The sequence below is a fragment of the Halosimplex halobium genome (assembly GCF_051414055.1).
Taxonomy (GTDB): Archaea; Halobacteriota; Halobacteria; order Halobacteriales; family Haloarculaceae; genus Halosimplex; species Halosimplex halobium.
Genome location: NZ_JBLKNX010000005.1, coordinates 127,387 through 149,957, shown reverse-complemented (window position 1 = coordinate 149,957; position 22,571 = coordinate 127,387). Strand labels below are relative to the sequence as shown.

General features: G+C 71.0%; 25 protein-coding genes. 12 read left to right on the top strand and 13 right to left on the bottom strand.

Annotated features, from left to right (window positions below; translation table 11 throughout):
* Nucleotides 1-78: 78 nt before the first annotated feature.
* From ACMGFG_RS07305 to ACMGFG_RS07275, 7 genes are all read right to left on the bottom strand, one after another.
* Nucleotides 79-579, bottom strand: a complete 501-nt coding sequence (locus ACMGFG_RS07305; protein ID WP_436929677.1) for a DUF7519 family protein — start codon at nucleotides 577-579, stop codon at nucleotides 79-81.
* Nucleotides 570-1,940: a DUF58 domain-containing protein gene (locus ACMGFG_RS07300; RefSeq protein WP_436929676.1), complete on the bottom strand. Its 1,371-nt coding sequence runs from the start codon at nucleotides 1,938-1,940 to the stop codon at nucleotides 570-572. Before ACMGFG_RS07300 ends, ACMGFG_RS07305 begins: the two co-directional genes overlap by 10 nt.
* Nucleotides 1,933-2,547 (bottom strand): DUF7269 family protein, encoded by a 615-nt coding sequence (locus ACMGFG_RS07295; protein ID WP_436929675.1) that lies wholly within the window; start codon nucleotides 2,545-2,547, stop codon nucleotides 1,933-1,935. The genes ACMGFG_RS07300 and ACMGFG_RS07295 overlap by 8 nt, the downstream gene beginning before the upstream one ends.
* Entirely contained in the window at nucleotides 2,544-3,230 is a 687-nt protein-coding gene (locus ACMGFG_RS07290) for a DUF4129 domain-containing protein (RefSeq protein ID WP_436929674.1), read from the bottom strand. The genes ACMGFG_RS07295 and ACMGFG_RS07290 overlap by 4 nt, the downstream gene beginning before the upstream one ends.
* A 31-nt stretch (nucleotides 3,231-3,261) precedes the next feature.
* Entirely contained in the window at nucleotides 3,262-3,948 is a 687-nt protein-coding gene (locus ACMGFG_RS07285) for a DUF4129 domain-containing protein (protein WP_436929673.1), read from the bottom strand.
* A gap of 352 nt (nucleotides 3,949-4,300) precedes the next feature.
* Nucleotides 4,301-5,164 carry a 2-oxoacid:ferredoxin oxidoreductase subunit beta gene (locus ACMGFG_RS07280; RefSeq protein ID WP_436929672.1) on the bottom strand — a complete coding sequence of 288 codons (864 nt, stop codon included), beginning with the start codon at nucleotides 5,162-5,164 and terminating at the stop codon, nucleotides 4,301-4,303.
* The gene (locus tag ACMGFG_RS07275) at nucleotides 5,161-6,939 is read right to left on the bottom strand and encodes a 2-oxoacid:acceptor oxidoreductase subunit alpha (RefSeq protein ID WP_436929671.1); all 1,779 of its coding nucleotides are present in this window, start codon (nucleotides 6,937-6,939) and stop codon (nucleotides 5,161-5,163) included. The genes ACMGFG_RS07280 and ACMGFG_RS07275 overlap by 4 nt, the downstream gene beginning before the upstream one ends.
* A 272-nt stretch (nucleotides 6,940-7,211) precedes the next feature.
* Between ACMGFG_RS07275 and ACMGFG_RS07270 the strand changes: the two genes are divergently transcribed.
* From ACMGFG_RS07270 to ACMGFG_RS07235, 8 genes are all read left to right on the top strand, one after another.
* The gene (locus ACMGFG_RS07270; RefSeq protein ID WP_436929670.1) at nucleotides 7,212-7,841 is read left to right on the top strand and encodes an FAD-dependent oxidoreductase; all 630 of its coding nucleotides are present in this window, start codon (nucleotides 7,212-7,214) and stop codon (nucleotides 7,839-7,841) included.
* A gap of 143 nt (nucleotides 7,842-7,984) precedes the next feature.
* Nucleotides 7,985-8,164, top strand: coding sequence for an HVO_2753 family zinc finger protein (locus tag ACMGFG_RS07265; protein ID WP_436929669.1), 180 nt, complete (start codon nucleotides 7,985-7,987; stop codon nucleotides 8,162-8,164).
* A 2-nt stretch (nucleotides 8,165-8,166) separates the two neighbouring features.
* Nucleotides 8,167-8,433 (top strand): elongation factor 1-beta, encoded by a 267-nt coding sequence (locus tag ACMGFG_RS07260; protein WP_436929668.1) that lies wholly within the window; start codon nucleotides 8,167-8,169, stop codon nucleotides 8,431-8,433.
* A 173-nt stretch (nucleotides 8,434-8,606) separates the two neighbouring features.
* Complete coding sequence (locus tag ACMGFG_RS07255) at nucleotides 8,607-8,897, top strand: 50S ribosomal protein L21e (RefSeq protein WP_436929667.1); 291 nt, start codon at nucleotides 8,607-8,609, stop codon at nucleotides 8,895-8,897.
* Nucleotides 8,894-9,250, top strand: a complete 357-nt coding sequence (locus tag ACMGFG_RS07250) for an RNA polymerase Rpb4 family protein (RefSeq protein ID WP_436929666.1) — start codon at nucleotides 8,894-8,896, stop codon at nucleotides 9,248-9,250. Before ACMGFG_RS07255 ends, ACMGFG_RS07250 begins: the two co-directional genes overlap by 4 nt.
* Nucleotides 9,251-9,319: 69 nt before the next feature.
* The gene (locus tag ACMGFG_RS07245) at nucleotides 9,320-9,907 is read left to right on the top strand and encodes a DUF655 domain-containing protein (protein WP_436929665.1); all 588 of its coding nucleotides are present in this window, start codon (nucleotides 9,320-9,322) and stop codon (nucleotides 9,905-9,907) included.
* The gene (locus ACMGFG_RS07240) at nucleotides 9,904-10,845 is read left to right on the top strand and encodes a 16S ribosomal RNA methyltransferase A (RefSeq protein WP_436929664.1); all 942 of its coding nucleotides are present in this window, start codon (nucleotides 9,904-9,906) and stop codon (nucleotides 10,843-10,845) included. Before ACMGFG_RS07245 ends, ACMGFG_RS07240 begins: the two co-directional genes overlap by 4 nt.
* Nucleotides 10,842-11,480, top strand: a complete 639-nt coding sequence (locus tag ACMGFG_RS07235) for a HemK2/MTQ2 family protein methyltransferase (protein WP_436929663.1) — start codon at nucleotides 10,842-10,844, stop codon at nucleotides 11,478-11,480. The genes ACMGFG_RS07240 and ACMGFG_RS07235 overlap by 4 nt, the downstream gene beginning before the upstream one ends.
* A 25-nt stretch (nucleotides 11,481-11,505) precedes the next feature.
* Here ACMGFG_RS07235 and ACMGFG_RS07230 read toward each other — a convergent pair whose 3' ends face one another.
* Nucleotides 11,506-13,353, bottom strand: coding sequence for a bacteriohemerythrin (locus ACMGFG_RS07230; protein WP_436929662.1), 1,848 nt, complete (start codon nucleotides 13,351-13,353; stop codon nucleotides 11,506-11,508).
* 101 nt (nucleotides 13,354-13,454) lie between these two features.
* Between ACMGFG_RS07230 and ACMGFG_RS07225 the strand changes: the two genes are divergently transcribed.
* The 4 genes from ACMGFG_RS07225 to ACMGFG_RS07210 all read left to right on the top strand — a co-directional run bounded on the left by ACMGFG_RS07225 (nucleotide 13,455) and on the right by ACMGFG_RS07210 (nucleotide 16,791).
* Entirely contained in the window at nucleotides 13,455-13,886 is a 432-nt protein-coding gene (locus ACMGFG_RS07225) for a pyridoxamine 5'-phosphate oxidase family protein (RefSeq protein ID WP_436929661.1), read from the top strand.
* Between the two features lie 90 nt (nucleotides 13,887-13,976).
* Nucleotides 13,977-14,990, top strand: coding sequence for a 5-methyltetrahydropteroyltriglutamate--homocysteine methyltransferase (locus ACMGFG_RS07220; RefSeq protein WP_436929660.1), 1,014 nt, complete (start codon nucleotides 13,977-13,979; stop codon nucleotides 14,988-14,990).
* Entirely contained in the window at nucleotides 14,987-16,072 is a 1,086-nt protein-coding gene (locus ACMGFG_RS07215; protein WP_436929659.1) for a methionine synthase, read from the top strand. Before ACMGFG_RS07220 ends, ACMGFG_RS07215 begins: the two co-directional genes overlap by 4 nt.
* A gap of 194 nt (nucleotides 16,073-16,266) precedes the next feature.
* Nucleotides 16,267-16,791 (top strand): HTH domain-containing protein, encoded by a 525-nt coding sequence (locus ACMGFG_RS07210; protein WP_436929658.1) that lies wholly within the window; start codon nucleotides 16,267-16,269, stop codon nucleotides 16,789-16,791.
* 28 nt (nucleotides 16,792-16,819) lie between these two features.
* Here ACMGFG_RS07210 and ACMGFG_RS07205 read toward each other — a convergent pair whose 3' ends face one another.
* The 5 genes from ACMGFG_RS07205 to ACMGFG_RS07185 form a co-directional block, all read right to left on the bottom strand.
* Nucleotides 16,820-17,965, bottom strand: a complete 1,146-nt coding sequence (locus ACMGFG_RS07205; protein WP_436929657.1) for an ABC transporter permease — start codon at nucleotides 17,963-17,965, stop codon at nucleotides 16,820-16,822.
* Nucleotides 17,965-18,759, bottom strand: a complete 795-nt coding sequence (locus tag ACMGFG_RS07200) for an ABC transporter ATP-binding protein (RefSeq protein ID WP_436929656.1) — start codon at nucleotides 18,757-18,759, stop codon at nucleotides 17,965-17,967. Before ACMGFG_RS07200 ends, ACMGFG_RS07205 begins: the two co-directional genes overlap by 1 nt.
* Nucleotides 18,746-20,548, bottom strand: coding sequence for a COG1361 family protein (locus tag ACMGFG_RS07195; RefSeq protein WP_436929655.1), 1,803 nt, complete (start codon nucleotides 20,546-20,548; stop codon nucleotides 18,746-18,748). Before ACMGFG_RS07195 ends, ACMGFG_RS07200 begins: the two co-directional genes overlap by 14 nt.
* An 85-nt stretch (nucleotides 20,549-20,633) precedes the next feature.
* A complete protein-coding gene (locus ACMGFG_RS07190; RefSeq protein ID WP_436929654.1) occupies nucleotides 20,634-21,293 on the bottom strand; it encodes a YIP1 family protein in 660 nt (219 codons plus the stop codon).
* A 171-nt stretch (nucleotides 21,294-21,464) separates the two neighbouring features.
* Nucleotides 21,465-22,478: a phosphotransferase family protein gene (locus tag ACMGFG_RS07185; RefSeq protein ID WP_436929653.1), complete on the bottom strand. Its 1,014-nt coding sequence runs from the start codon at nucleotides 22,476-22,478 to the stop codon at nucleotides 21,465-21,467.
* Nucleotides 22,479-22,571 lie beyond the last annotated feature (93 nt).

The following is a 22,571-nucleotide window of genomic DNA, read 5'->3' as shown; positions in this document are numbered from 1 at the left end:
CGCCCCGAACCCCTTCGCGACGTTTCCGGCCACCGCGGACCGGCTCGCCGGCGACCCCGTCATCCCGGCGGTTCCGACCTACTCCCGCAACAGCCACGCCAGCACGACGCCGCCCAAAAGCAGCGCGACGACGCCGAGCGAACCGCCGCGGGGGACCGTCTCGAAGAGCGCGTAGCCCACTCCCGCGGTCAGGACCGCGACGACGACGCTCCCGACGGCGTGGAGCAGTTCGACCCGCGTCGTCGCCACCGCCGGGTCGGCGTCCCGGTCGATGCCGAGCCCGAAGGTCCCCAGGTCCGCCGCGACAACCGCACCGAACCCGCCCAGCAGGACCGCCTCCGCCGACGCTGGCCCGGTCGCCGCCAGCACCGTCGCGGCGAACAGCGCCGCGCCGCCGAAGACCACCCACGACTCCGACCGGCGCAGGAGTCCGGCGAGGACGGCCCCGGTACCAGCGAGAGCGATCAGCGTCGCCATCGTCGACCCGCGGACGGCCGCCACGGCCGCGACGGCGGCGAGCAGCGCCAGCGCGTGGCTCGCCCGCGGTCGCCGCCGGCCGGTCCCGCGACTCACCGCCACCGGCGGTCACCCCCGTCGGTCGCGACTCGCGTTCCGGCGCCGCCATCGGGACCCGCGTCCGTCGCGCTCCGGGACTGTGCCGCCCCGCGCTCGTCGCCGTCGGCCCACTCCACGACCGCGAGGCCCGCTCGCCGGCACTCGTCGAGGCGCACCTGCCGTTCGGCCGCGGCGAGCCGTCGGTACGCGGTGTCGTCGGCGGTCACGTCCGGGCTGGCGACGGTCACGTCGTGGCCCCGGGCGTCGAGCGCCCGCGCGACCTCGACGGGCCGGTCGTCGACCAGCGGCGAGCAGACGACCACCTGCGTGTCGCCCGACAACTGGGTCAGCAAGCGGTCGAAGCCGTCGCCGCCCGCGGTGTCGTCGCGCTCCGCGGGCGGCCGCCAGCCGAAGGCGTCGTGGGTGGTGAGCGCGTCGAGCAGCCGCTCGCGGTGGCCCCGGCCGGAGGCGGGCGGGAGCCAGCACTCGCGGGGCGACAGCGCAGCGAGACCGACGTGACAGTCCGCCTCGGCGAGGCCGCCGACGAGCGCGCCCGCGGCGCGGACGCAGGCGTCCACCGCCGGGCAGCCGTCCCCGGCGGTCACGTAGGCGGCGGCCCGCGCGTCGACCAGCAGGACGACCTTGACCGTCCGGGGCTGGTCGAACCGCCGCGTGGCGAGTTCCCCGTCCTTGGCGAAGCGGTTCCAGTCGATGCTCCCGAGCGGGTCCCCGTTGCGGTACTCCCGCAGCGAGTGGAACGCCTGCCCCTCGCCGGTCGCCGAGACGGGCTGGCTCCCCGTCAGCCGCGTCGCCAGCTCGCCCAGCGGCGCCGTCCGGTCCTCGTAGGTCGGCCGACAGACGACCGTCGAGCGGTCGGTCGCCTCGCGGGCCACCCGGCGGCTCGCACCGCTGAGATCGCGGGTCACGACGGTGAGGCTGTCGAACTCGTGGCGCCCGCGGACGGCCTCGAACTCGTAGGCGATCGACGCGCGCTTGCCCGGCCGGAGCGCGGTCGTATGCCGGGCGGTCCCGTCGACGACCTCCAGACCCGGGGGCACGTCGTCGGCGAACCGCAGGTCCGGCAGCGTCGCCCCGCTCTCGTTTTCGACGGTGAGCGTGACGCGGACCCGCTCGCCCGGCGCCGGGTCGGTGTCGCTGACGTGCCGCTCGACGGCGAGTTCGGGCGCCGGCGCGTCGGCGGCCCGGCTGTAGGCCGCGAAGCCGACGCCGGCCAGTCCGGCGAGGATGGCGACCGGCTTCCCGACGAGGATCGCGACCGCCGTCGCCGCCAGCGCGAGCCCGTGGATCCCCGCCCAGCGACCGGTCCGTTCGAGGCGCTGTTCGCCGCGGTCCAGCCCCGTGCCGACGGCCGCCGCCTCAGTCATCGGCGACACCTCCGGGCCGGCCGGCGTCTCCGGATCGACCGCGTCCGTCCGGGCCGCCGTCGCCGTCACGCCGGTCGCCCCGGTCGCGGAGTCGCGCGACCGCGGCCGCGGCACGCTCGGCCCGCCGGTCGAAGTCGGCCTCGACGCCCTCGTGGATCGAGTCGTCGCCGGCGAACAGCGCGGCCGCCTCGGGGTCGTCCGTCCACGAGCCGTCGGCGACCCGGCGTTCGGCCGTGTCCGGGTCGAGGCCCGCGAACCGCTCCAGCGCGTCGACGGCGGCGCCGCGCAGGCGCTCGCGGATGCGGTCGCGCTCGGCCGCGTCACGCTCGCTCGCACCCACCGCCGAGACGGCCGTCGCGAGGTCGTCGCCTGGCACGCCGTAGTCGGGGCGCTCGCCCACCCGGGGGAGGCCGCCGGCCGGCGCGTCGTCGCGCTCGAACCGCTCGACGGCCGCGAGGCCGACGCCGGCGAGCGCCGCGAACCAGACCCCGAGCGTCACCAGCGTCGCCCAGTCGAACGTGACGAGTCCGGGGCGGACCGTCAGGACGAGCCCCGCGGCGACGGCCGCGACTCCGACCGCCAGCAGGACTCGCCGGCGGCGGCTCACGCGCCGTCACCTCCGCTCGCGTCGCGGTCGTCGCCGGCGTCCAGCCGGTCGGCCAGCCGGCTGGCCCGGCGTTCCTGTTCGTCGGTCGGCGGCCGGCGGCCGTAGCGGACCGCCTCGAAGCCGCGGGTCACGCCCTCGACCGCCTCCGCTGGGTAGCCGCGGTCGACGGCGGCCGCGGCCGTCTCCCCCGGCGTCGTCGACTCGTCGGCGCCCGTCCGGTCGCGGAGCCGTCGCCAGGCGCGGACGACCGCGTTGTCGGCCGGCGCGTCGTAGGCGGGGTCGACCGTCGGCGTCGGTGGTCCGCTCGGCCCCTCCCCGTCGCCGCTCTCGTCGCGGGGCGGCGCGCGGGTGTCGTCGCCGGTCAGCACGACGGCGAGGACGACGGCGACGACCAGCCCGCCGACGAGACCCGCGACGAGCAGCGTCGAGACGCCGCCGTCGCCGTCGCTCTCGTCCGGCGGGACTGGCGTGTCTTCCCCGACGGCCTGCCGGGAGTCGGGGGCGTCCGTTCCGTTCGCGCCGCCGACGCCGCCGACGGCGGCCGGGGTGCCCGTCGGCATCGGCTGGGTCGGCGTCGTCCCGGAGTACAGCGTCGGCTGGTCGGCCCCGCCGAGCGACCCGGCGGCCGTCACGAGCGCGACCAGCGCGAGGAGGGCGACCAGGGCGGTCGCGGATCGTCTCACGGACGGGAGTGTTCGGCCCAGCTACAAGTTTTTATCGGCCCCGGGCTGGATCCGGTTCGTCGTCCGTGTCGTCGTCGTCTCGGCCGGGACTTTCGGTCAGTTCGAGCCGCTCGGCGGCCGTAGCGGCGGGATCGGACCCGTCGGTGGACGGTGACCCGTCGCCGTAGCGGACCGCGCGGAACCGGTCGGTGACGGTCTCGACCGGCGACCCGGGGAGGCCGGCGTCGAGCGCTCGCGCCGCTACGTCGCCGGGCGTCGCCGTCTCGTCGGCGTCCGCGCGGTCGCGGAGGTGTCGCCACGCTCGCGTCACCGCGTTCCCGTCCGGCGAGTCGTACGCCGGGTCGACGGCCGGTGTCGGGTCGTCGTCGCCCGGACCGTCGTCGGGGACCTCGGGCGCCCGCTCGTCGTGACCGGTCAGGAAGACGACGAGCAGCCCGGCCGCCAGCAGCGACCCGCCGACGGCGGGCACGACGAACCGGGAGACGCCGCCGGAGTCCCCGGCTGCGGCCGTCGTCGGCGTCGCGGCCCGCTGGACTTCGGACTCGGACGCACCGCCCGGCACGCCGGTCGGCGGCGGCACCTCCGTCGGCGTCGCCGGACCCGCCGGCGTCCCGTCGCCGGTGACGACGGGCCCGTCGACCGCGCCGAACGTGCCGGCGGCTCCCGCGAGCGCGACCAGCGCGAGGAGGCCGACGAGCGCGGTTCCGGATCGCTGCACGTCGGGGACCGAGGACGGGCTCGCTCAAGTGGTTTCCGGCTGAAAGGACGCGGTGGCGGTGCTGGCGCGGTAGCGGCGCAGATGCTGTGGCGGCGCAGATGCTGTGGCGGCGCAGATGCTGTGGCGGCGCAGATGCTGTGGCGGCGCAGATGCTGTGGCGGCGCAGATGCTGTGGCGGTGCGGTTGCAGTGCAGTCAGCATCCGGCGCGGAGCGCCGGTTCACCGGACGCGAGGGAGCGAAGCGACTGACGCGTCCGGCCTTTTTCACCCATGTTTTTGCCGTCCGGGTTCCCGCAGGGAGCGAAGCGACCGAGGAAACCCGGGCGGGAAAAAGATGGTAACTAGGTGGGTCCTAGTAGAACTCTCGCACGAGGTCCATCGCGTCGTCGGGGGCGCCGTCGGGGATGTCGGACATGTCCCCCTCGATGCCCTCGCGCTGCTCCCACGGGACGGAGTTGTCGTCCTTGTAGATGACGCCCATGTACTCCTTGTCGCCCTCGAGGATCTTGTCCTTGGCGTCGGAGCGGTCGGTGGGGTCGTGGTCCTCCTCGTCGAGGTCGACGATGGAGTCGCGGAAGTAGTCGTAGGTGTCGACGTCGTTGAACGTCACGCACGGCGAGTAGACGTTGACGAAGCCGAAGCCGTCGTGCTCGATGGCCTCCTGGACGATCTGGGCGTGGCGCTGGGAGTCCGAAGAGAACGACTGGGCGATGAAGGTGGCGCCCGAGGCCAGGGCGAGCGCGAGCGGGTTGACCGGTGGCATCTGCGGGCCCTCGGGTGTGGTGCTCGTCTCGAAGTCCTGCCGGCTGGTCGGCGACGCCTGGCCCTTGGTGAGGCCGTAGATGCGGTTGTCCATGACGACGTAGGTCATGTCGACGTTGCGCCGGACGGCGTGGACGAAGTGGCCGGCGCCGATGGAGTAGCCGTCGCCGTCGCCGCCCGCGACCATCACTTCCAGGTCGGGGTTGGCGAGCTTGACGCCGATGCCGACGGGCAGGGCGCGGCCGTGGACGCCGTGCAGCGCGTAGCTGTGCATGTAGGTGCCGATCTTGCCGGAGCACCCGATGCCGGCGACCACGAACGTGTTGTCGGGGTCGTTGCCCGTCTCGGCGAGCGCTTTCATCATGCCGTTCATCGTCCCGAAGTCGCCGCAGCCGGGACACCAGGTCGGTTGCTTGTCGGATTTGAAGTCCGTGAATCGAACGTCGGAGCTCATTCTGCCTCCACCTCCGTGGCGCCGGCGTCGGCGCCCGTGAGTGTGTTCTCGATTTCCGTTGCGAGTTCGTCGGCCTTGAATCGCACGCCGTTGTACTTGTTGACCCGCTGGACGCGCTGGAGCACGTCGTGCTCGATCACGTCGGCGAACTGGCCGGTGGCGTTACACTCGACGACGATGACGTCGTCGGCCGCCTCGATCTCCTCGGACAGATCGGGCCGCGGGAAGATGTAGGGGACCGAGATGAACCGGATATCGTGGCCGCGCTCGTCGAGGAACTCCAGCGCCTCGCGCATGGCGCCCTCGTTGGAGCCCCAGGAGATGACGAGGGTGTCGGCGTCTTCGTCGCCGAACTCGCGGTAGTCCCAGTCCTCCTCCTCCTTGGCTGTCTCGACCTTCCGCTGGCGTTTGTCGACCTGCTCGATGCGGACCTCCTCCTCCTCGGTCCGGCGGCCGAGCTCGTCGTGTTCGAGGCCGGTGGTCATGTGGGCGGCGTCGGCCGTGCCCGGGAACGCGCGGGGGCTGACGCCGTCGGCGGTCGGGAAGTGCGCCTGAAAGCGGTCCCGCTCGTCGAGCCAGGCGTCGACTTCCTCCTCGTCGACGACCTTGCCGCGCTCGATCTCGACCTCGTCCATGTCGAACGCCTCGGGCGGGAACGTCTGCTCCGTGACTGCGAGCGCCAGGTCCGCGACCAGGAAGACGGGCGTCTGGTACTTCTCGGCGTAGTTGAACGCCTCGACGGTCTTCCAGAAACACTCCGAGACCGACGTGGGCGCGACGACGAACCGCGGGATCTCGCCGTGGCCGCCGTACAGCGTCATGTTGAGGTCGCCCTGCTCCTGCTTGGTCGGCATCCCGGTCGAGGGACCGGATCGCATCACGTCGCAGATGACCAGCGGCGTCTCCGTGGTCGCCACGAGGCCGAACGTCTCGGTCATCAGGTCGATGCCGGGGCCCGAGGTGGCCGTCATCGCGCGTGCGCCGGCGCGGGCCGCGCCCAGCGCCATGTTGATGGCGGAGAGCTCGTCCTCGGCCTGGACGACCTTGCCGCCGTACTGCTCGATGCGGCCTGTCAGGTACTCCATCACGTCCGTCGCGGGCGTGATGGGGTAGCCCGAGTAGAAGCGACAGCCGGCGGCGATGGCGCCCATGCCGATGGCCTCGTCGCCGTTGAGGAGGACGTAGTCGTTGTCCGTGGTCTCGATGTCGTAGTCGAAGTCGTGGTCGTACTCCTCGGCGACGTGTTGCTGGCCCAGGCGGGCGGCCTCCTTGTTGTTCTCGACGATGGCCTCGCCCTTGTCGCCGAAGCGCTTCTCCAGCGACTCGTCGAGGTTCTCGATGGGGAAGTTCGCCACCTCGCAGGCGGCGCCCAGGGCGACGACGTTCGCCATGATGGCGCCGCCGGCGTCCTCGGCGAGCCGCTGGAGCGGGACCGACAGGCCGATCATCCCCTCGGGCACCTCCACGTCCTCCATCGTGGAGCGCTCGCCGTCGTAGATGATGACGCTGCCCTCGTGCAGTTCGTCCATGTTCTCGTCGATAGTCCGCTCGGTGAGCGCGATCAGGATGTCGAGCCTGTCGACGACGCTCTCGACGCGGTCGACGGACGTCCGGACCTTGTAGGCGGTGTACCCGCCCCGGATCCGTGACGCGAAGTCCTTCGAGGTGAAGACGTGACGGCCGGCACGCGAGAGTGCCTGAGCGAAGATCTTCCCGGTAGAGTCGATCCCGTCACCGGCTTCACCGCCGATGGCCCAGTTCAGGTCCTCGGGCATACTGCGTTGGAGTATCTTCCGCCCGGCAAAAAGACTTCTGTAATGGCCCGGGGACGGGACCCCCACATTCGTCGCAAAAGTGGACGCACAGGCGAAAATCGACGGTTTCGAACAGCCGGTAACGTTGTCCTCCGATGGTGAACGTCGGTCCCCGATCGCGGCGGGTGGACGGGGCCGGACCGACGGCCCGAAACGGAAGACCGACGGCCCGAAACGGAAGACCGACGACCCGGAACGAAAGGACCATGCGCCGTGCGACGCGAGAGCGGAGTATGGAGGACACGGAAGTCGCCGTCGTCGCGGTCGAGTCGGTCGGCGAGGACGCGGTCGCCATCGACTTCGAGACGCCCGACGGGTTCGACGCACAGCCCGGCCAGTTCGTGAAGGTCTCCCTCGACGGGGTCGAGGAGTCGCGGTTCTACACGGTCTCCTCGCCGGACGTGGCGGGGACGTTCGAGATCACCGTCGGCATCGACCCCGAGGGCGAGGTCGGGCCGGAGCTGGCGGCCCTGACCGCCGGCGACACCGTCGAGATCTCCGGGCCGTACGGCGACGCCTACTACGAGGGCGAACAGCGGGTGCTGATCCTCGCGGGCGGCCCCGGCGTCGGCCCGGCGATCGGGATCGCCGAGCGGGCCCTCGACGAGGGCGGCGAGGCCGCAATCGTCTACCGCGACGCCGCGCCGATCCACGACGACCGGCTGACCGAGTTGAACGAGCGGGGCGCCTCGGTGGCCGTCCTCGCGCCGTCGTCGCCGCTGGCGTCGTCGGTCGACGAGGTACTGACCGACGACACGCAGGTGTTCGTCTACGGCTTCGCCGACTTCCTCGACGACGCCACGGCCGCCATCTCGGCGGCCGGGGGCGACGCCGAGGCCGCGAAGGTCGAGAACTTCGGATAGAACTCCGGATGCACGTCGCGGGCGCGCGGTCGCGAGGGCCGATCGCCGGCGGTGGCGCGGCGGCTCGACTGTGGTTCGGCGTCGCGCGTCGGTGGTCGACGCCTTTGACAACGGTTAAAAACCGTGAGAGGATACGGAGTGGTATGAGCGAGAGCCAACAGAAACGCCAGCAAAAGTGCGTTTCGTGCGGCATCAACATCGCCGGCACGAACGCCGCCGCGTTCAAGTGTCCCGACTGCGGCCAGCAGATCTACCGCTGCGCGAAGTGTCGCAAGCAGAGCAACCTCTACGAGTGCCCGGACTGCGGGTTCACGGGGCCGTAACGATGGGGAAAGTCGCCGCGCAGATCAAGGTCATGCCGCAGAGCCCGGAAGTCGACCTCGACGCCCTCCAGGAGCGACTCGAGGCGTCGCTGCCCGAGGGCGCGAAGATCAACGGCTTCGAGCGCGACGACGTGGCCTTCGGCCTCGTCGCCCTGCTCCCGACCGTCGTCGTCCCGGACGAGGCCGGCGGCACCGAGGCCGTCGAGGAGGCCTTCGCCGGCGTCGAAGGCGTCGAAAGCGTCGAAGTCGGCGACGTCGGTCGCCTGTAACGGTTCGCTCGCTTTTTCCGACAGCCGACCGCCGAGTCGCGACACCGGCCCACGGGGGTGTCGACGCCGCGACCGCCCGCCGCGACCGCTGGAGTCGCGGTAGCCGCTCACACGGCGGTCACGACCGCGTAACGCACGTTTTATAAGCGTGACCGGATAACGGAACCGCACGAATGCCCAACTCCAACGGACCCCGGAAGAAGACGCGCAAGAAGCTCCGCAACGAGCCCCGAGACAGCGGCACGTCGCCGCCCCAGCGCTCGGTCACCGAGTTCGAGCACGGCGAGAAAGTCCACCTGAAGATCGACCCGAGCGTCCCGGACGGGCGCTTCCACCCGCGCTTCGACGGGCGCACCGGCGAGGTCGTCGGCGAACAGGGCGCCGCCTACAAGGTCGCCATCACCGACGGCGGCGTCGACAAGACGCTCATCGTCAAGCCCGCCCACCTCCGCAGCCAGGCATGACGATCTTCAAAGAGAAGGTCGACGAAGAGTACCTCACGGTCGCCGAGACCAAGGCGATCCTCGAGGAGCTCGAGCGCGAGCGCGCGGCCGACGAGGACCGCGAGATGCGCTACGAGCTCGCGCGGGCCATCGAGCACGTCAACCGTTTCGCCGTGCTCGACCCCGAGGAGTCCCGCGAGTTCGTCGCCGAGCTGCAGGAACTGGACAAGGTCGACGAGGCGACCGCCTACAAGATCGCGAACCTGCGCCCGCGGGACCGCGACGAGCTGCGGGCGATCTACGCCCAGGAGCGGTTCACCCTCTCGGGCGACGAGCTCGACGCCATCCTCGAGGTCGTCGCGCAGTACGCCTGACCGGACGCCGTTCTCCCGCGAGCGCCCGACGGCGGGGGTTTAAGTTCCGTCTCGCCCTACTCGCCTGTCATGAGTGACTCCGAGCGCGGCGACGACGATCCGGGGGGACCCACGGCCGTCGTCCTCGACTTCCTGGCCCACGGCCGGACCGAGGACGACCGCCCGCAGTACCAGAAGCAGCCGCTCGCCTACGCGCTCGGGCGCGAGGACTTCCGCCTGTTCGAGGTGGTCCTCGGGCCCGACGCCGACGTGTCGATCGGCGACGACCTGGTGATCGACCGCGCGGCCGACGCCATCGAGCGCACCGGCGAGGTCGAGTACGAGGACCTGCCCGGCGGCGCCCAGTCGGAACTGGACTACGCCGTCGAGGATCTGGTCGACGAGGAGGAACGGCGGTTCGTCGACTTCTACAACGACGCCCAGCCCATCACCCTGCGCCTGCACCAGCTGAACCTCCTGCCCGGGATCGGGAAGAAACTGCGCAACGCCATCCTCGACGAGCGAAAGCGTGGTCCCTTCGAGGGCTTCGACGACCTGGAGGAGCGCGTCGAGGGGCTGCACAACCCCCGCGAGGTCGTCGTCGAGCGCATCCTGGAGGAGATCCGCGAGGACGACCTGAAGTACCGTACCTTCGCCCGCCGGGACGACGAGGAATGAACGGCGAGAGTCCGAGCGGGCGCGAGGCCGATAGCCCTGGGACCGGAGGCGGCGGTAGCAACTCGTCCGCCGACAGCCCCGAGCCGGGCACTCGCGACCCCGACGCCCTCCTTCGGCGGGCGGGCGTCCGCGGCGACCCCGACCGCGACCAGCACTTTCTGGTCGACGACCGCGTGCTCGACCGGCTGCCCGAATACGCCGGAGAGGCGAACGTCGACCTCTCGCACGTGCTGGAGATCGGCGCAGGGACCGGCGCGCTGACCGACCGCCTCCTCGCCGCGGCCGACCGGGTGACCGCCGTCGAGCGCGACCCCGACCTCGCCGCGTTCCTCCGCGGGGAGTTCGCCGCCGAGATCGACGCGGGCCGGCTCACCGTGGTCGAGGGCGACGCGCTGGAAGTCGAGCTGCCCGAGTTCACCGCCTCGGTCTCGAACCTGCCGTACGGCCCGTCCAGCGAACTGGCCTTCCGGCTGCTGCCCGAGAAGCGCCCGCTCGTGCTCATGTTCCAGCGGGAGTTCGCCGAGCGGATGGCCGCCGAGCCGGGGACCGACGACTACGGCCGGCTGTCGGTGACAGCGGGCCACTACGCCGACGCCGAGGTGGTCGAGCCGGTACCCAAGGAGGCGTTCTCGCCGCCGCCGGCCGTCCAGAGCGCGGTCGTGCGGACGACGCCCCGCGACCCGGACTACGAGGTGGACGACGAGGACTTCTTCATGGACTTCCTGAAGGCCGTGTTCACCCAGCGCCGGAAGACGATGCGCAACGCCGTCCGCAACACGGCCCACATCTCCGGGCTGGGCGACCCCGACGCCGTCGTCGACGCGGCCGACGAGGACCTGATGAGCGCCCGTGCCGGGAACGTCACGCCCGCGGAGTTCGCCGACCTGGCGACGCTGGCCTACGAGGTCGGCGAACCGGGCGAGCACCCGTCGGCATGACCGACGGGGGCGGAGCGGACGGGTCCGGCAGGCGTGGCGCGGACGGCTCTGACGGCAAGCCCGCCCTCGCAGCCCAGCGCGACGTGGAGCAGGTTTACCAGCCGGCGGAGGACTCGAAGCTGCTGGCCGACGCCGTCGTCGAGCGCGTGGAACGTGGCGACCGGGCGCTGGACGTGGGCACGGGGTCGGGCTACGTCGCCGCGCGGATGGCCGAGGCGGGCGCCGACGCGGTGGGCGCCGACCTCAATCCGCACGCCTGCCGGCAGGCCGCCGAGGCCGGGCTCCCGGTCGTCCGGGCGGACTTGACGGGGCCGTTCCGCGACGGGAGCTTCGACGTGGTGGCGTTCAACCCGCCGTACCTTCCGACCGAGCCCGACCGGGAGTGGGACGACTGGATGGAGCGGGCGCTGTCGGGCGGCGAGGACGGCCGCGCGGCCATCGACCCGTTCCTCGACGACGTGGCGCGCGTCCTCGCGCCGGGCGGTGCGGCGTACCTGCTCGTGAGTTCGCTGACCGACCCCGACACCGTCCGGGAGCGTGCCGCGGCGAACGGGCTGGCGAGCGAGGAGGTCGCCAGCGAGTCCCACCCCTTCGAGACGCTGCTGGTCGTGCGGTTCGAGCGGGACGCGCGGTAACGTCGCCATCGCGTTCGACCGTCGGTCACTCGACGAAGACGGTGCCGTCGGGCTCGACGCGGCCGTCAGTTCCGGTCCGATACCATCGGTCGGCCGGTCGCCTCGTCTCGTCGGCGCCGGGACGGCCGACCGTCACCACGGGGCCGCGGACCAGCAGCTCCCCGTCCTCGGAGTGAGCGAACTCGGTCCCCGCCACCGGACGACCGGCCGCGCCGTCGGCCGAGGCTTCGGGGGTGGCCAGGGCGCCGACTCCGGCGGTCCCGACGGTGCCGTAGAGGTTCCGGACGGGGACGCCGACGCCGGCGAACAGGTACAGCAGGTGGGCGTCCAGCCGGCCGGCGCCGCAGAGCGCGTACTCCAGGCCGGCGAGCCCGAACTCCTCGCGGAGCGGGCCGTAGACCAGACGGTCCGCGGCGGCGTACTTCAGCGGCGTCCCGGAGCCGTCCAGTCGGTCCCGGCCGTACGAGGCAACGCGGCCGGCGACCTTGCGTTTCATCCAGTTCATCGAGCCGATCCGGTCCTGCATATCGCCGTACAGCCGCTGGTAGACCGCCGGCGCCCCGACGAGGACCGACGGCTCGACCGCCGCCAGGTCGTCGACGACCCCCTCGGAGCCAGCGTAGGCGACGGCGCTGCCCGTCGACCAGAGGTAGTACGTCGCAACGCGTTGGTAGACGTGTGCGAGCGGGAGGAGACAGGTCCCGGTCGATCCGGGTGCGAGCGGGAGGTCCTCGGCAAGCGCCGACGCCGCCGCGAGCAGCGCCCGGTGAGTGAGCGCCCGCCCGGTCGGGTCGGACGCCGCGGGGTCGAACACAACCGTCGCCACCTCGTCGCCGTCGGCGCTGCGGCCCGGCAGGTCGCCCGGCCGTGCGGTCGGGAGGTCATCGATGTCGACATGGACGTTCACGCCCGGGTCGGGCACCGCGTCGAGCGCCGACGGGTCGTCGGCCACGAGACCGGATAGTCCGACGGTCTCGGCGGCTCGACGCGTCTGGTCGGGGGCGAACGACGGGTACAGCGGGACGGAGACGAGCCCGGCGAACTGGCAGGCGAGGTCGGCGACCGACCACTCGTAGCTCGACTCCGCCGCGATCCCGACCCTGTCGCCGGGGGTCAGGTCCGTCTCCAGCAGCCCCGCCGCGACACGCCGGGCCCGGTCGGCGAGGTCGTCGAACGTCCGCTCGGCGTAGCCGTCGGCCGTCGGGACCAGCGCGGCGGTCCGGCCGCCGTGGGACGCTTCGAGCGACTCGACCCACGCCGCTACCGAGCCGTCCGGCACATCGAGGTGGCCGCCCTCGGCGACCGGGCCGGCGGGGTCGAGAGCCACGTCGGAGTCGGGCGCGTCCCGCCGGGCGTCCCCGCTCGCTCCCTCGGCCGACTCCGTCGAACGCCGCCGGCGTCGGAGCACACCGGGGCTGTACTCGTAGTCGTCGTCGACCTCCGAGTCGAAGTAGTCGGCGTAGTTCTGGTCCTCGTCGCGGGCCGCGATGTGGGAGTCGAGCCAGTCGCGAAGGAAGGTCAGCACCTCCATGGTGACGTACTCGCCGTTCTCGTGTTTCTCGCGGAACTCGGCGACCCTGGCGGCGAACTCCTCGTGCATCTCGCGGTGGTTATAGAAGCAGTCGGCGCAGTCCATGGCGTAGCCGCAGTCCTGCATGAACTCCTCCTCGTCTCCGAAGTGGTACTCCGTGTACCGTTCGAGTTCCCGCAGGATGTCGCCGATCTCCTCCTCGGAATGGCCCTCGTCCATCGCCGCGTGGAGGTCGTTGAGTAGCCCGAACAGCCGCCTGTGTTGCTCGTCGAACCGGCCGATGTCGGTGCTGTACCGCTCGTCGTCCCAGTCGGCGAACCGCTCGTCCGAGCTCGCTTGCATACCGACCGCTGCGGAACGCGCCCCTGAAAACGCCTGACCCCGTTCCCGTTCGCTGGGAAGGGTGTTCACTCACAACCGCGGGCGGCCCGTACTCCCGCCCGATGAAACCACTCAGCGACGACGGGATCGTCGACGTGCTCTCGCGGAACGGGATCGGCGTGCTCGCCCTGGCCGGTCCCGACGGCGGACCACCGTACCCGCTTCCCGTCGCGTACGGATACGACCCGGCGACCGACACCCTCGCCGTGCAACTCGAAGGCGACGAATCGAGCCGCAAGTACCGCTGTCTGGACCGGACTCCGGCCGTCGGGTTCACCGTCTACGAGGAAGACGAGAGCGAGCGGGTCTGGCGCAGCGTCGTCGTCACCGGCCGGCTGGTCGAGACCGCCTACGACGAAGCCGAGCCCGCCTTCGCCGCGCTGGCGCGGAACACCCAGTCCGCACCCAACCCGGTCCGGTGGAGCGACTCCGCCGATGTGGCACCCTTCGAACTCGCGGTCGACGACTGGAGCGGGCGCGCGTTCGACGTCTGACTGGGCCCGCCCGTTCGACGCCGGAAGATTACCATAGCGCATCAAAGTAGATGAGAAATATTATAGGGCGTCATGGCGTAGCCCGTTCCAATGACGGAGGTAGTCTCCACGACGCCCGGCCTGTATCCGTTGCCGGACTGGGCGAAGGACGAACTGGCGGACCTGAAGGGACGACAGAAGGGCGGACTGGTCACGGGCGACGAGAGCGACGAGGTCAGCGACGCCTACGAGCGAGCGCGCGAGGAGGTTGTCGACCTCCAGACCGACGCCGGCCTCGACCTGGTCGTCGAGGGCCAGCTGCGGTGGGACGACATGCTCACCCACCCGCTGGCCGTCTCCGACGCCGTCGAGACCCGCGGTATCGTCCGCTACTTCGACAACAACAACTTCTACCGCGAGCCGGTCGTGACCGACGACCTGTCGGCCACCGGCGACGTGGCCCGGGAACTCGACGCCGCGGCCGAGCTCACCGACGACGGCCTCGCCGCCGTCCTGCCCGGCCCGTACACGCTGGCGGACCTGGCCACCGACGAGCACTACGGCGACGACGCCGAGTTCCTCTCGGCGGTCGCCGACTTCCTCGCCGCGGAGGCCGAGCAGTTCCCCGAGGTCGAGACGCTGTTCCTGCTGGAGCCCTCCCTCCTCGAATCGCCGCCCGGCGACGGCGCCGACGAGCGCGCCAGCGAGGCCGTCGACGCGGTCGCAACGGCGACCGACGCCGACGTGGTCGCCCACACCTACTGGGAGTCCCACGGCGGCGACGGCGGCATCGACGAGAAGGTCTACGCCCACCTGATGGACGCCGACGTGGACGCGGTCGGCTTCGACTTCGTGGCCAACCACGAGGACAACGCCTACGTCATCAGCGAGTACGGCGCCAAGGACGACATCGCGCTGGGCATCGTCGACGGGCAGAACACGCTCGTCGAGGACAGCGACGAGATCGAAGAGCGCGTCGAGTGGACGCTCGACAACGCACACGGCGTCGACTTCGGGACCGCGTACGCGACGATCAACACCCCGACGTTCTACCTGCCGTCGGGAACGTTCGAGGAGAAACTGGCGGCCCTTGGCGCCGTCGAGCGCACGGAGGTGAAAGCATGACCGAGCGACCCGCCGACAACCGCGAGCAGTTCCGCCCGGCCGACCACGACAACGACCACTTCCTGCTGACCAGCGTCGTCGGCAGCTACAAGAAGCCCAAGTGGCTCGACCGCGCCCGCGAACTCTACGAGGACGACGACTCGGGCTTCGGCGACGAGGAGTGGGAGGAGGCCAAGGACGACGCGGCCCGCCTCATCACGAAAGAGCACGAGCGCGCCGGCCTCGACACGGTCGTCGACGGCGAGATGCGCCGCAACGAGATGGTCGAGTACTTCGCCGAGCGCATCGAGGGCTACGAGTTCAACGGCCGCGTGAAGGTCTGGGGCCACAACTACTTCAACAAGCCGTCGGTCGCCGAGACCGTCGAGTACGGCGAGCAGTGGCTCGTCGACGAGTTCGAGTTCACCGACTCGGTGGCCGACCGCCCGGTCAAGGTGCCCATCACCGGCCCGTACACGCTGGCCAACTGGACGTTCAACGAGGCCTACGAGGACGACGAGGCGCTGGCCTACGACCTCGCGGAGCTGGTCAACGAGGAGATCGAGCAGCTGGTCGACGCCGGCGCCCGCTACATCCAGATCGACGAGCCCGCGCTGGCCACGACGCCCGACGACCACGCCATCGTCGGCGAGGCCCTCGAGCGCATCGTCGCCGACATCCCCGAGGAGGTCCGCATCGGCCTCCACGTCTGCTACGGCGACTACTCGCGGATCTACCCCGAGGTGCTCGACTTCCCGATCGACGAGCTGGACCTGGAACTCACCAACGGCGACTACGAGCAGATCGACGTGTTCGAAGAGCCCGAGTTCACGCTCGACCTGGCGCTGGGCGTCGTCGACAACCACACCGCCGAGGTCGAGTCCGTCGAGGAGATCAAGGCGAACATCAGGCAGGGACTCAAGGTCGTCCCGCCGGAACAGCTCACGATCTCCCCGGACTGCGGGCTGAAGCTGCTCCCCCGCGAGAAGGCCTACGAGAAGATGGAGAACATGGTCCAGGCCGCCCGCGAGGTCGAGGCGGAACTCGACGCCGGCGAGATCGACGTGCCCGCCGCGGGCGGACGGGCGTCGGCCGACGACTGATAGCGACCGACGACCGACCGCGGTCCCGATCTTCTTCGGCCCGCTGTCGAACCTCGATCCGTTGCGGGCGAATCGTATGCACGTGTGGGGAACACGCGAGAACTGCGTCAACGCACCCCATACTAGGTCCCTAGAGTCCCTCGAAGGAATAGGGCGGAAAGCGTTTTGAAGGGGCCACCCGAGAGATCGGTTAAGTGAAAGACACGATGACCACGAACACCAGCGACCAGCGGATCGAACTCTACCTCCGGGGAGACACGTACGGCAGCTACGACCGTCAGGGGCGGCTCCTCGAACGGGTCGAGGACCTGGAATCGGAGGGCGTCGTCGCCGACACCGAGGTCGACGCCTCCTGGCAGCGCATCCGGACGCCCGAGCAGGACAGCCGCGACGAGGCGCTGGCCACCTACGAGGAGTTCGGCGAGTGGGCCGCCGAGAACGGCTACCGGCTCGAACCCGCCTTCGAGCGCCGCCAGCGCTCGTACATCGGGAGCGACGCGGTCCACGACGTGGTCGTCTTCCCGATGGCGTCGCTGGCGGTCTACGAGGGGAGCGACCTCCAGGCCGTGTTCCCCTGCGCCGACGAGAGCGGCGAGATCCACTTCACCGTGGGGGACTGCCTGGCTGCCTTCGAGTCCGGCGAGACGGACTGGTTCGAGCAGTTCGCGCCGGTGTCGGTGGACCGGGCGAGCCCGCGGCTGACGGTCAACGCGGACTGAGCGGCGAAAAACAGGGGACAGCGGTTTTTCAGCCCCGCAGCGCTTCGACGGGACGTTCGTTGGCGGCCTTCCACGCCGGGTAGAGCCCGCTGACCAGGCTGGTGCCGACGCCGAAGGCGAAGGCGAGCCCGATGTAGAGGAAGTTACCCGGGCGGAAGGCCAGCATCGCGTCGCCGACGACGAAGTGGTTGAGAACCAGGCCGGCGACGATAGAGAAGCCCGCGCCGACGAGGCCGCCGACGATCCCCAGCAGGACCGCCTCCGAGAGCATGATCTTCAGCACGTCGAGCTTCTGGAAGCCGACGGCCCGGAGCACGCCGATCTCCTGGCGGCGCTCGACGGTGCTCATCAGCATCACGTTGAGTATACTCACGCCCGCGACGAGCAGGGAGATGGAGCCGATGCCGATGAGGAAGAGGTTCAGCGCCTGGAACGTCTGGCCGATCTGGTCGGCGACCCCGGAGTAGTCCCGGACGGTGACGCGCTCGCGGCGGTCGTTCAGCTGGGCGCGGATCGCCATCGCGGTGGCGTTGGCGGCCGTGCTGTCGGTCTCGGTGACGGTGATGGTGTCGTAGCCGCGCGTGTCGAAGCTCCGGGTCGGGAGCACGATCTGGTCGCTCGGGTCGGTGAAGCCGAAGCCCTGGCCCGGCGAGAGCACCGCGACGACCCTGACCGTCGAGCCGTTGACGGCGATCGTGTCCCCGGGGCCCAGGTCGCGCTGGTCGGCGAGGTTCGGTCCGATCAGTGCACCGCTCCGGTAGGGTTCGGGGATCGACCCGTCGCGGGCCTCGAACAGCTTGCCCGGCTGGTCGATCCCCATGACCGCCCTGGTCTCGGACGCCTCCCTGCCGTACGAGACCCTGGTGAACCGCTGGAGCGCGGGCGCGACGGTCGCGTCCGGGCTGGCGACCGACTCGATCTGGCGCAGGTCCCGCTCGGTGAGCGCGTCGGGCGCACCCGCGGAGTCCCCCGGCACGACCATCACCTGGTTGCCGATGTCGCCGAGGTTCTGGGTGAGCTGGTACCGCAGCGTCAGCCCGAACATCCCCAGCGAGGCGATGGCGATGACGCCGATGACGATGCCCAGCGCCGCCAGCACCGACCTGACCTTCGTCCGGCCGATGTTGCGCCGGGCCATCAGCAGCGCCGGGAACCGCCGGCGCAGCCACCCCATCACGGCCGATCACCGCCCGTGGCTTCGTCGTCCAGCGAGCCGACCGCCCCGGGCGCGCCGGTGTCCGGGTCGGGGTCGGCCCCTCCGCCCGGTCCGGGACCGGGCTCGCCGCGGCCGCCGTCGGTCGGCGCGTCCTCGCCCATGAGCCCGTCGACGAGCTGGACCGTCCGGTCGACGTAGTCGTTGACGAGCTCGTCGTGGGTGACGGCGATGACGGCCACGTCGCGCTCGGTGATGTCGACGAACTCCTCGAGGATCTGTCGGCCGGTGTCCCGGTCGAGGTTCCCGGTCGGCTCGTCGGCCAGCAACAGCCTGGGTTCGTTGATGAGCGACCGGGCGATGGCGACCCGCTGTTTCTGCCCGCCGGAGAGTTCGTCGGGCTTGTGGTCGAGGCGGTCGCCCAGCCCCATCCGTTCGAGCAGGTCCACGGACCGCTCCTCCACGGACGGGTCGTGGTCGAAGAGGGCGGGCACCTCGACGTTCTCCTTCGCGGTCAGCGTCGGGATGAGGTAGAAGTTCTGGAAGACGAACCCGATGGTGCGCTTGCGGGCGGCCGTCTGCTCGCGGTCCGAGAGGCCGGTCACGTCCTCGCCGTCGAGCAGGACCTCGCCCTCGCTGGGGTCGTCGAGCAGGCCGAGCAGGTTGAGCAGCGTGGTCTTGCCGCTGCCGCTGGGGCCCATGATGGAGACGAACTCGCCGGGTTCGACGGCGAAGTCGATCCCCTTCAGCGCCTCCAGGGTCTCCCCGCCGGTCCGGTAGCGCTTGACGACGCCCCGGGTCTCAATCACCGCCACGGCTCGCCCTCCAGGCGCGGACCATCACCGCGAGGACGACGACCACGACGACGGCGCCGACCGCCAGCGGGAGGAGGAAGCCGCCGCCGCCACCGGAGCTCCGGTCCGGGTCGGGCCCGGCAGCGAGCGCGCGGCTGGCGCCGGCGGCGTCGACCTCGACGGTCCGGGTGTGGCGCTGCCCGTCGACGAGGTACTCGACCCGCAGCGGGACCGTCGAGACGTTGCCCCGCGTGGTCGCGTACACGTCGAACGAGACGAAGTCGCTCGCGGGGACGGTGCCGACGAAGTACTCGCGGTTGGGCGCGGTGGGGGTCACCCGGTCGGTGTCGACGACGCTGACGAGGACGCTCTCGGCGTCGGTCGTCCCGAGGTTGCTCGCGCTCCCGGAGATGCGGAGCCGCCCGCCGTCCGGCACGACCTCGAGTCCGGTCAGGCCGATGGTGCCGGGCGTCTGGGTCAGCGCGGTCGACGCCGCGGCCTCGCCGCGCTGGCGGGCCACGTCGTAGGTGGCGACCACGTCGACTGCCGCGCGGTCACCCGAGAGGGTCGCGTTCAGCCGTACCGTCCGGGACTCGCCGGCGGCGACGCGGTCGACCAGCGCCTGCCCGACCGAGGCGTTCGGCGAGGTGGCACGCACGCTGACGTTCGAGATGGGCGCGTTACCCCGGTTGAGCACCGACACCGTCACGGCCTGTGCGTTGCCCCCCTGCCGGGTGCTGAGGTCCAGCGCGACGCTGTCCCGGAGCGGGTCCGTCTGCAGCGATACCGTCTCGTTGACGGTGCGGGTCGTCCCGCCGGGCGTCGAGTACGAGAGCGTCGCGGTCACCTCGTGGTCGCCGGCCGACGACGGCCGGAAGTCGAAGGCGGCCGTCGCCGACTCGCCGTCGGCGATGCGGGTGAACACCGAGCGGTCGTTGCGGACGGTCACGCCGTCGCCGGCGACCGTCAGCTCGGCGTTGGTCACCGCGGCGCCGAGGCCGTTGGCGACGGTGACGGTGCCGTCGGACTCCAGCCCGGCGATCGACGTGTTCGCGTCGATGTCGAGCTGTGGCCGCTCGCGCTCGGTGCGGACCGTCACGGTGTCGGTGACCGTGTCGGTCACGCCGCCCGCGGTCGTGTAGGTCAGCGTCGCCGTCAGCCGGTGGCGACCGGGGTCGTCCGCGCGGTAGTCGAACTCGACGGTGCGGGAGTCGTTGCTCCCGACGGTCGCGAGCACCTCCCGGCGGTTGGTGACGGTCACCGCCTCGCCGCCGACGGTGAGCTCGACGCTCTCGATGGGGGCCGACAGGCTGTTGGCGACCGTGACCGACCCGTCCGTCCGGACGCCCGCGACGGAGTCGTTGGCGTCGATGTCGAGCTGCGGGTAGCGCTCCTCGACGGTGATCGACACCGGGTAGCTCAGCCGCGTCAGCCGGTCGTTCTCGGTGCCGCGGCCGGAGACGTTGACCTGCAGGTCGTAGGTGCCCGGTTCGTCGAACGACACCGACAGCGGGACGGTCCGCTCGGCACCGGCGGGGACCGTCCCGATGTTCTTCACGTCGGCGTACTGCTTCGGGTGGGGACCGTCGTCGGCCTTGATGACCCGGACGCGGTCGACGAAGTAGCCCGCCGAGCTGCTCTCGAAGTTCTCGATGGTCGGTTCGATCGTGATCTCGTCGCCGGGGACCGGTTCCGCTGGCGTCACGTCGACCGACGAGACGGCCACGTTGACGCTGGTTGCGGCCGCGACGGCCGGGAGCGATGCGACTGCGATCAGGACCGCGAGTGCTACCGTCTTGCTGCGATTCATTGGTCGGGGGAGCTGTGGTTCGTGACTGTCGACTCGATGCGGGGACGCGGCGAGCGGAGGCGCGGGGTGCGGGGGCGTCGGACCATCACAGGACCTCGACGGCGACCAAGAGCGTCCGTAGCGAGATCAGTACCGCGACCAGGACCGGACCGGCGACGGTCAGCGCCGCCCCCCGGATGCTCAGGTCGCGGGCGTGTTTCAGCGCGAACGTCCAGAGGAACGCGCTCCAGAGCGTGAAGACGATGCCGAGCGCGGCCGACAGCGCCACCAGCGGCCCGGTCTGCAGCGCCTGGTTGAACTGCTGCATCGACTCCTGGGTGAGCTCTGCCGGCACGTCGATCCCGCGGACGTTGAACCGGTAGTAGTTGATCCCGGCCGAGGCGACCGAGCCCAGGACGCTGGGGACGAACCCCCAGCCGACGAGCGAGAGCGTCGTCGAGAACTCGCCGTCACCGTCGAACACGACGGAGATGGCGTGGAACAGGCCCGCGTACAGCAGCCAGGCCACGAACGGCCCGGCGACGACGAAGATGTACGTGAACGCCTGGATCGCGGTGACGAGCCCGCCGGCCGCCCCGGCTCCCTCGAACAGCTGGGACATGAACCGGGACTGCAACACCGCGGCGACCGCGTCGACTGCCACGACCGCGAGTATCACCACGAGCGGTCCCTTCAGCGACGGGTCCGACTCCTGCCGGTCGAAGAACCCGTCGGGATCGGTCAGTAGCGCCGATATGGAGGGCATCTCGCCCGGGTGTCCGTAGAGCGGTAACTTAAAAACTTTGTTATGGGTAACACGTCCACAGGTGGACAGGTTCGGGCGGCGGGCGAGACGCGGCTTCCGGGGGCGTCTCGGGGCGGCGAACGGGGAAGGCGCCGACCCGCGAGCGAGCGCGACGGCCGGGACTACGGGCCGTCACCGCGGGAGTTCGGCCAGCAGTCGGTCGAACTGCTGGCGGTACTGGAACTCCGCGCGGGCCCGGCCGAGGTCGTCCTCGGCGAAGGCGTCGTCGAAGCCGGTCATCCGCCACAGCAGCGTCGACAGCTGGTAGACCGGCTTGCACTGCTCGTAGGTCTCGCCGGGGTCGAACTCGGCGTGGGTGCGGTAGCCCTCGTAGAGCTGTTCGCGCAGGCGGTCGCACACCTGCGGGTCGTCGAACGTCGAGTCGATGTAGAGGAACTCCGACTGGGCGAGCTGGTAGTCGCGGTGGGCCGCCAGCGTGTCCTGCCAGTCCAGTACCGCGGTGACCGGGTCCGGTTCGTCGAGGATGCAGAGCAGGTTCGTCGGCTGCATGTCGTCGTGGACGAGCCGGGGCATCCCGTCCTCGGGCACCAGCGAGAGGGTGTCCTCGAAGGCGCCGCGCGCCCGCGACTGCATCCCTTCGAAGGGCGTCCCGGCGAGGCGGTCGATGTGCGACCGGGTGAGGTCGGCGAAGTACTCCCGCCAGTTGCCCCGCCAGTTGCGGATCGTGATCCGGTCGTCGTGGAGCATCAGCCGGCCGAACGCCTCGAAGGCGATCTCCGAGTGCAGGTCGCCCATGATCGTCCCGACCTGCTCGATGACCCGCTCCCAGTGGCTCTGGTCCATCGCCCCGTACTGGTCGGCGAGGTTGTCCCCGCGGACCCGTTCGGTGACGAAGTAGGGCGGCACGTTGCGCTCGGGGTCCTGCTTGAAGACGAGGATGCGGGGGATCGGAATGTCGGTCCGGTCGGCGACGTACTCGTGGAGCTTCGGCTCGACCGCGAACCGGTCGTCGTTGGGCGGCTCGAACTTGACGACGACCTCGTACTCGTTGCCGTCGTAGACGAGGGTGACCATGTACACGTCCGCCCGCGTCCCGCCCGTGGCCGCTTCGTAGGTGAACTCCTCGTAGTCCGGCCCGGACTCGTCGAGGACGGCTTCGATGTCGGCGGCCGATGTCGTCTGCACGCCACCCTATTGATCAGGGGGTGAGAAAAATCTATCACCTGCGGCGCCGCCGCTCACCCGCGATCTGTCGACCGAGTAACCCGTCGGGGCGGC

Coding starts and splice junctions, on each gene's coding strand:
- ACMGFG_RS07300 (WP_436929676.1), bottom strand. CDS start 1,940: ATGACTGAGGCGGCGGCCGTCGGCACGGGGCTGGACCGCGGCGAACAG.
- ACMGFG_RS07280 (WP_436929672.1), bottom strand. CDS start 5,164: ATGAGCTCCGACGTTCGATTCACGGACTTCAAATCCGACAAGCAACCG.
- ACMGFG_RS07275 (WP_436929671.1), bottom strand. CDS start 6,939: ATGCCCGAGGACCTGAACTGGGCCATCGGCGGTGAAGCCGGTGACGGG.
- ACMGFG_RS07270 (WP_436929670.1), top strand. CDS start 7,212: ATGGAGGACACGGAAGTCGCCGTCGTCGCGGTCGAGTCGGTCGGCGAG.
- ACMGFG_RS07265 (WP_436929669.1), top strand. CDS start 7,985: ATGAGCGAGAGCCAACAGAAACGCCAGCAAAAGTGCGTTTCGTGCGGC.
- ACMGFG_RS07260 (WP_436929668.1), top strand. CDS start 8,167: ATGGGGAAAGTCGCCGCGCAGATCAAGGTCATGCCGCAGAGCCCGGAA.
- ACMGFG_RS07255 (WP_436929667.1), top strand. CDS start 8,607: ATGCCCAACTCCAACGGACCCCGGAAGAAGACGCGCAAGAAGCTCCGC.
- ACMGFG_RS07250 (WP_436929666.1), top strand. CDS start 8,894: ATGACGATCTTCAAAGAGAAGGTCGACGAAGAGTACCTCACGGTCGCC.
- ACMGFG_RS07245 (WP_436929665.1), top strand. CDS start 9,320: ATGAGTGACTCCGAGCGCGGCGACGACGATCCGGGGGGACCCACGGCC.
- ACMGFG_RS07240 (WP_436929664.1), top strand. CDS start 9,904: ATGAACGGCGAGAGTCCGAGCGGGCGCGAGGCCGATAGCCCTGGGACC.
- ACMGFG_RS07235 (WP_436929663.1), top strand. CDS start 10,842: ATGACCGACGGGGGCGGAGCGGACGGGTCCGGCAGGCGTGGCGCGGAC.
- ACMGFG_RS07230 (WP_436929662.1), bottom strand. CDS start 13,353: ATGCAAGCGAGCTCGGACGAGCGGTTCGCCGACTGGGACGACGAGCGG.
- ACMGFG_RS07225 (WP_436929661.1), top strand. CDS start 13,455: ATGAAACCACTCAGCGACGACGGGATCGTCGACGTGCTCTCGCGGAAC.
- ACMGFG_RS07220 (WP_436929660.1), top strand. CDS start 13,977: ATGACGGAGGTAGTCTCCACGACGCCCGGCCTGTATCCGTTGCCGGAC.
- ACMGFG_RS07215 (WP_436929659.1), top strand. CDS start 14,987: ATGACCGAGCGACCCGCCGACAACCGCGAGCAGTTCCGCCCGGCCGAC.
- ACMGFG_RS07205 (WP_436929657.1), bottom strand. CDS start 17,965: ATGGGGTGGCTGCGCCGGCGGTTCCCGGCGCTGCTGATGGCCCGGCGC.
- ACMGFG_RS07195 (WP_436929655.1), bottom strand. CDS start 20,548: ATGAATCGCAGCAAGACGGTAGCACTCGCGGTCCTGATCGCAGTCGCA.
- ACMGFG_RS07190 (WP_436929654.1), bottom strand. CDS start 21,293: ATGCCCTCCATATCGGCGCTACTGACCGATCCCGACGGGTTCTTCGAC.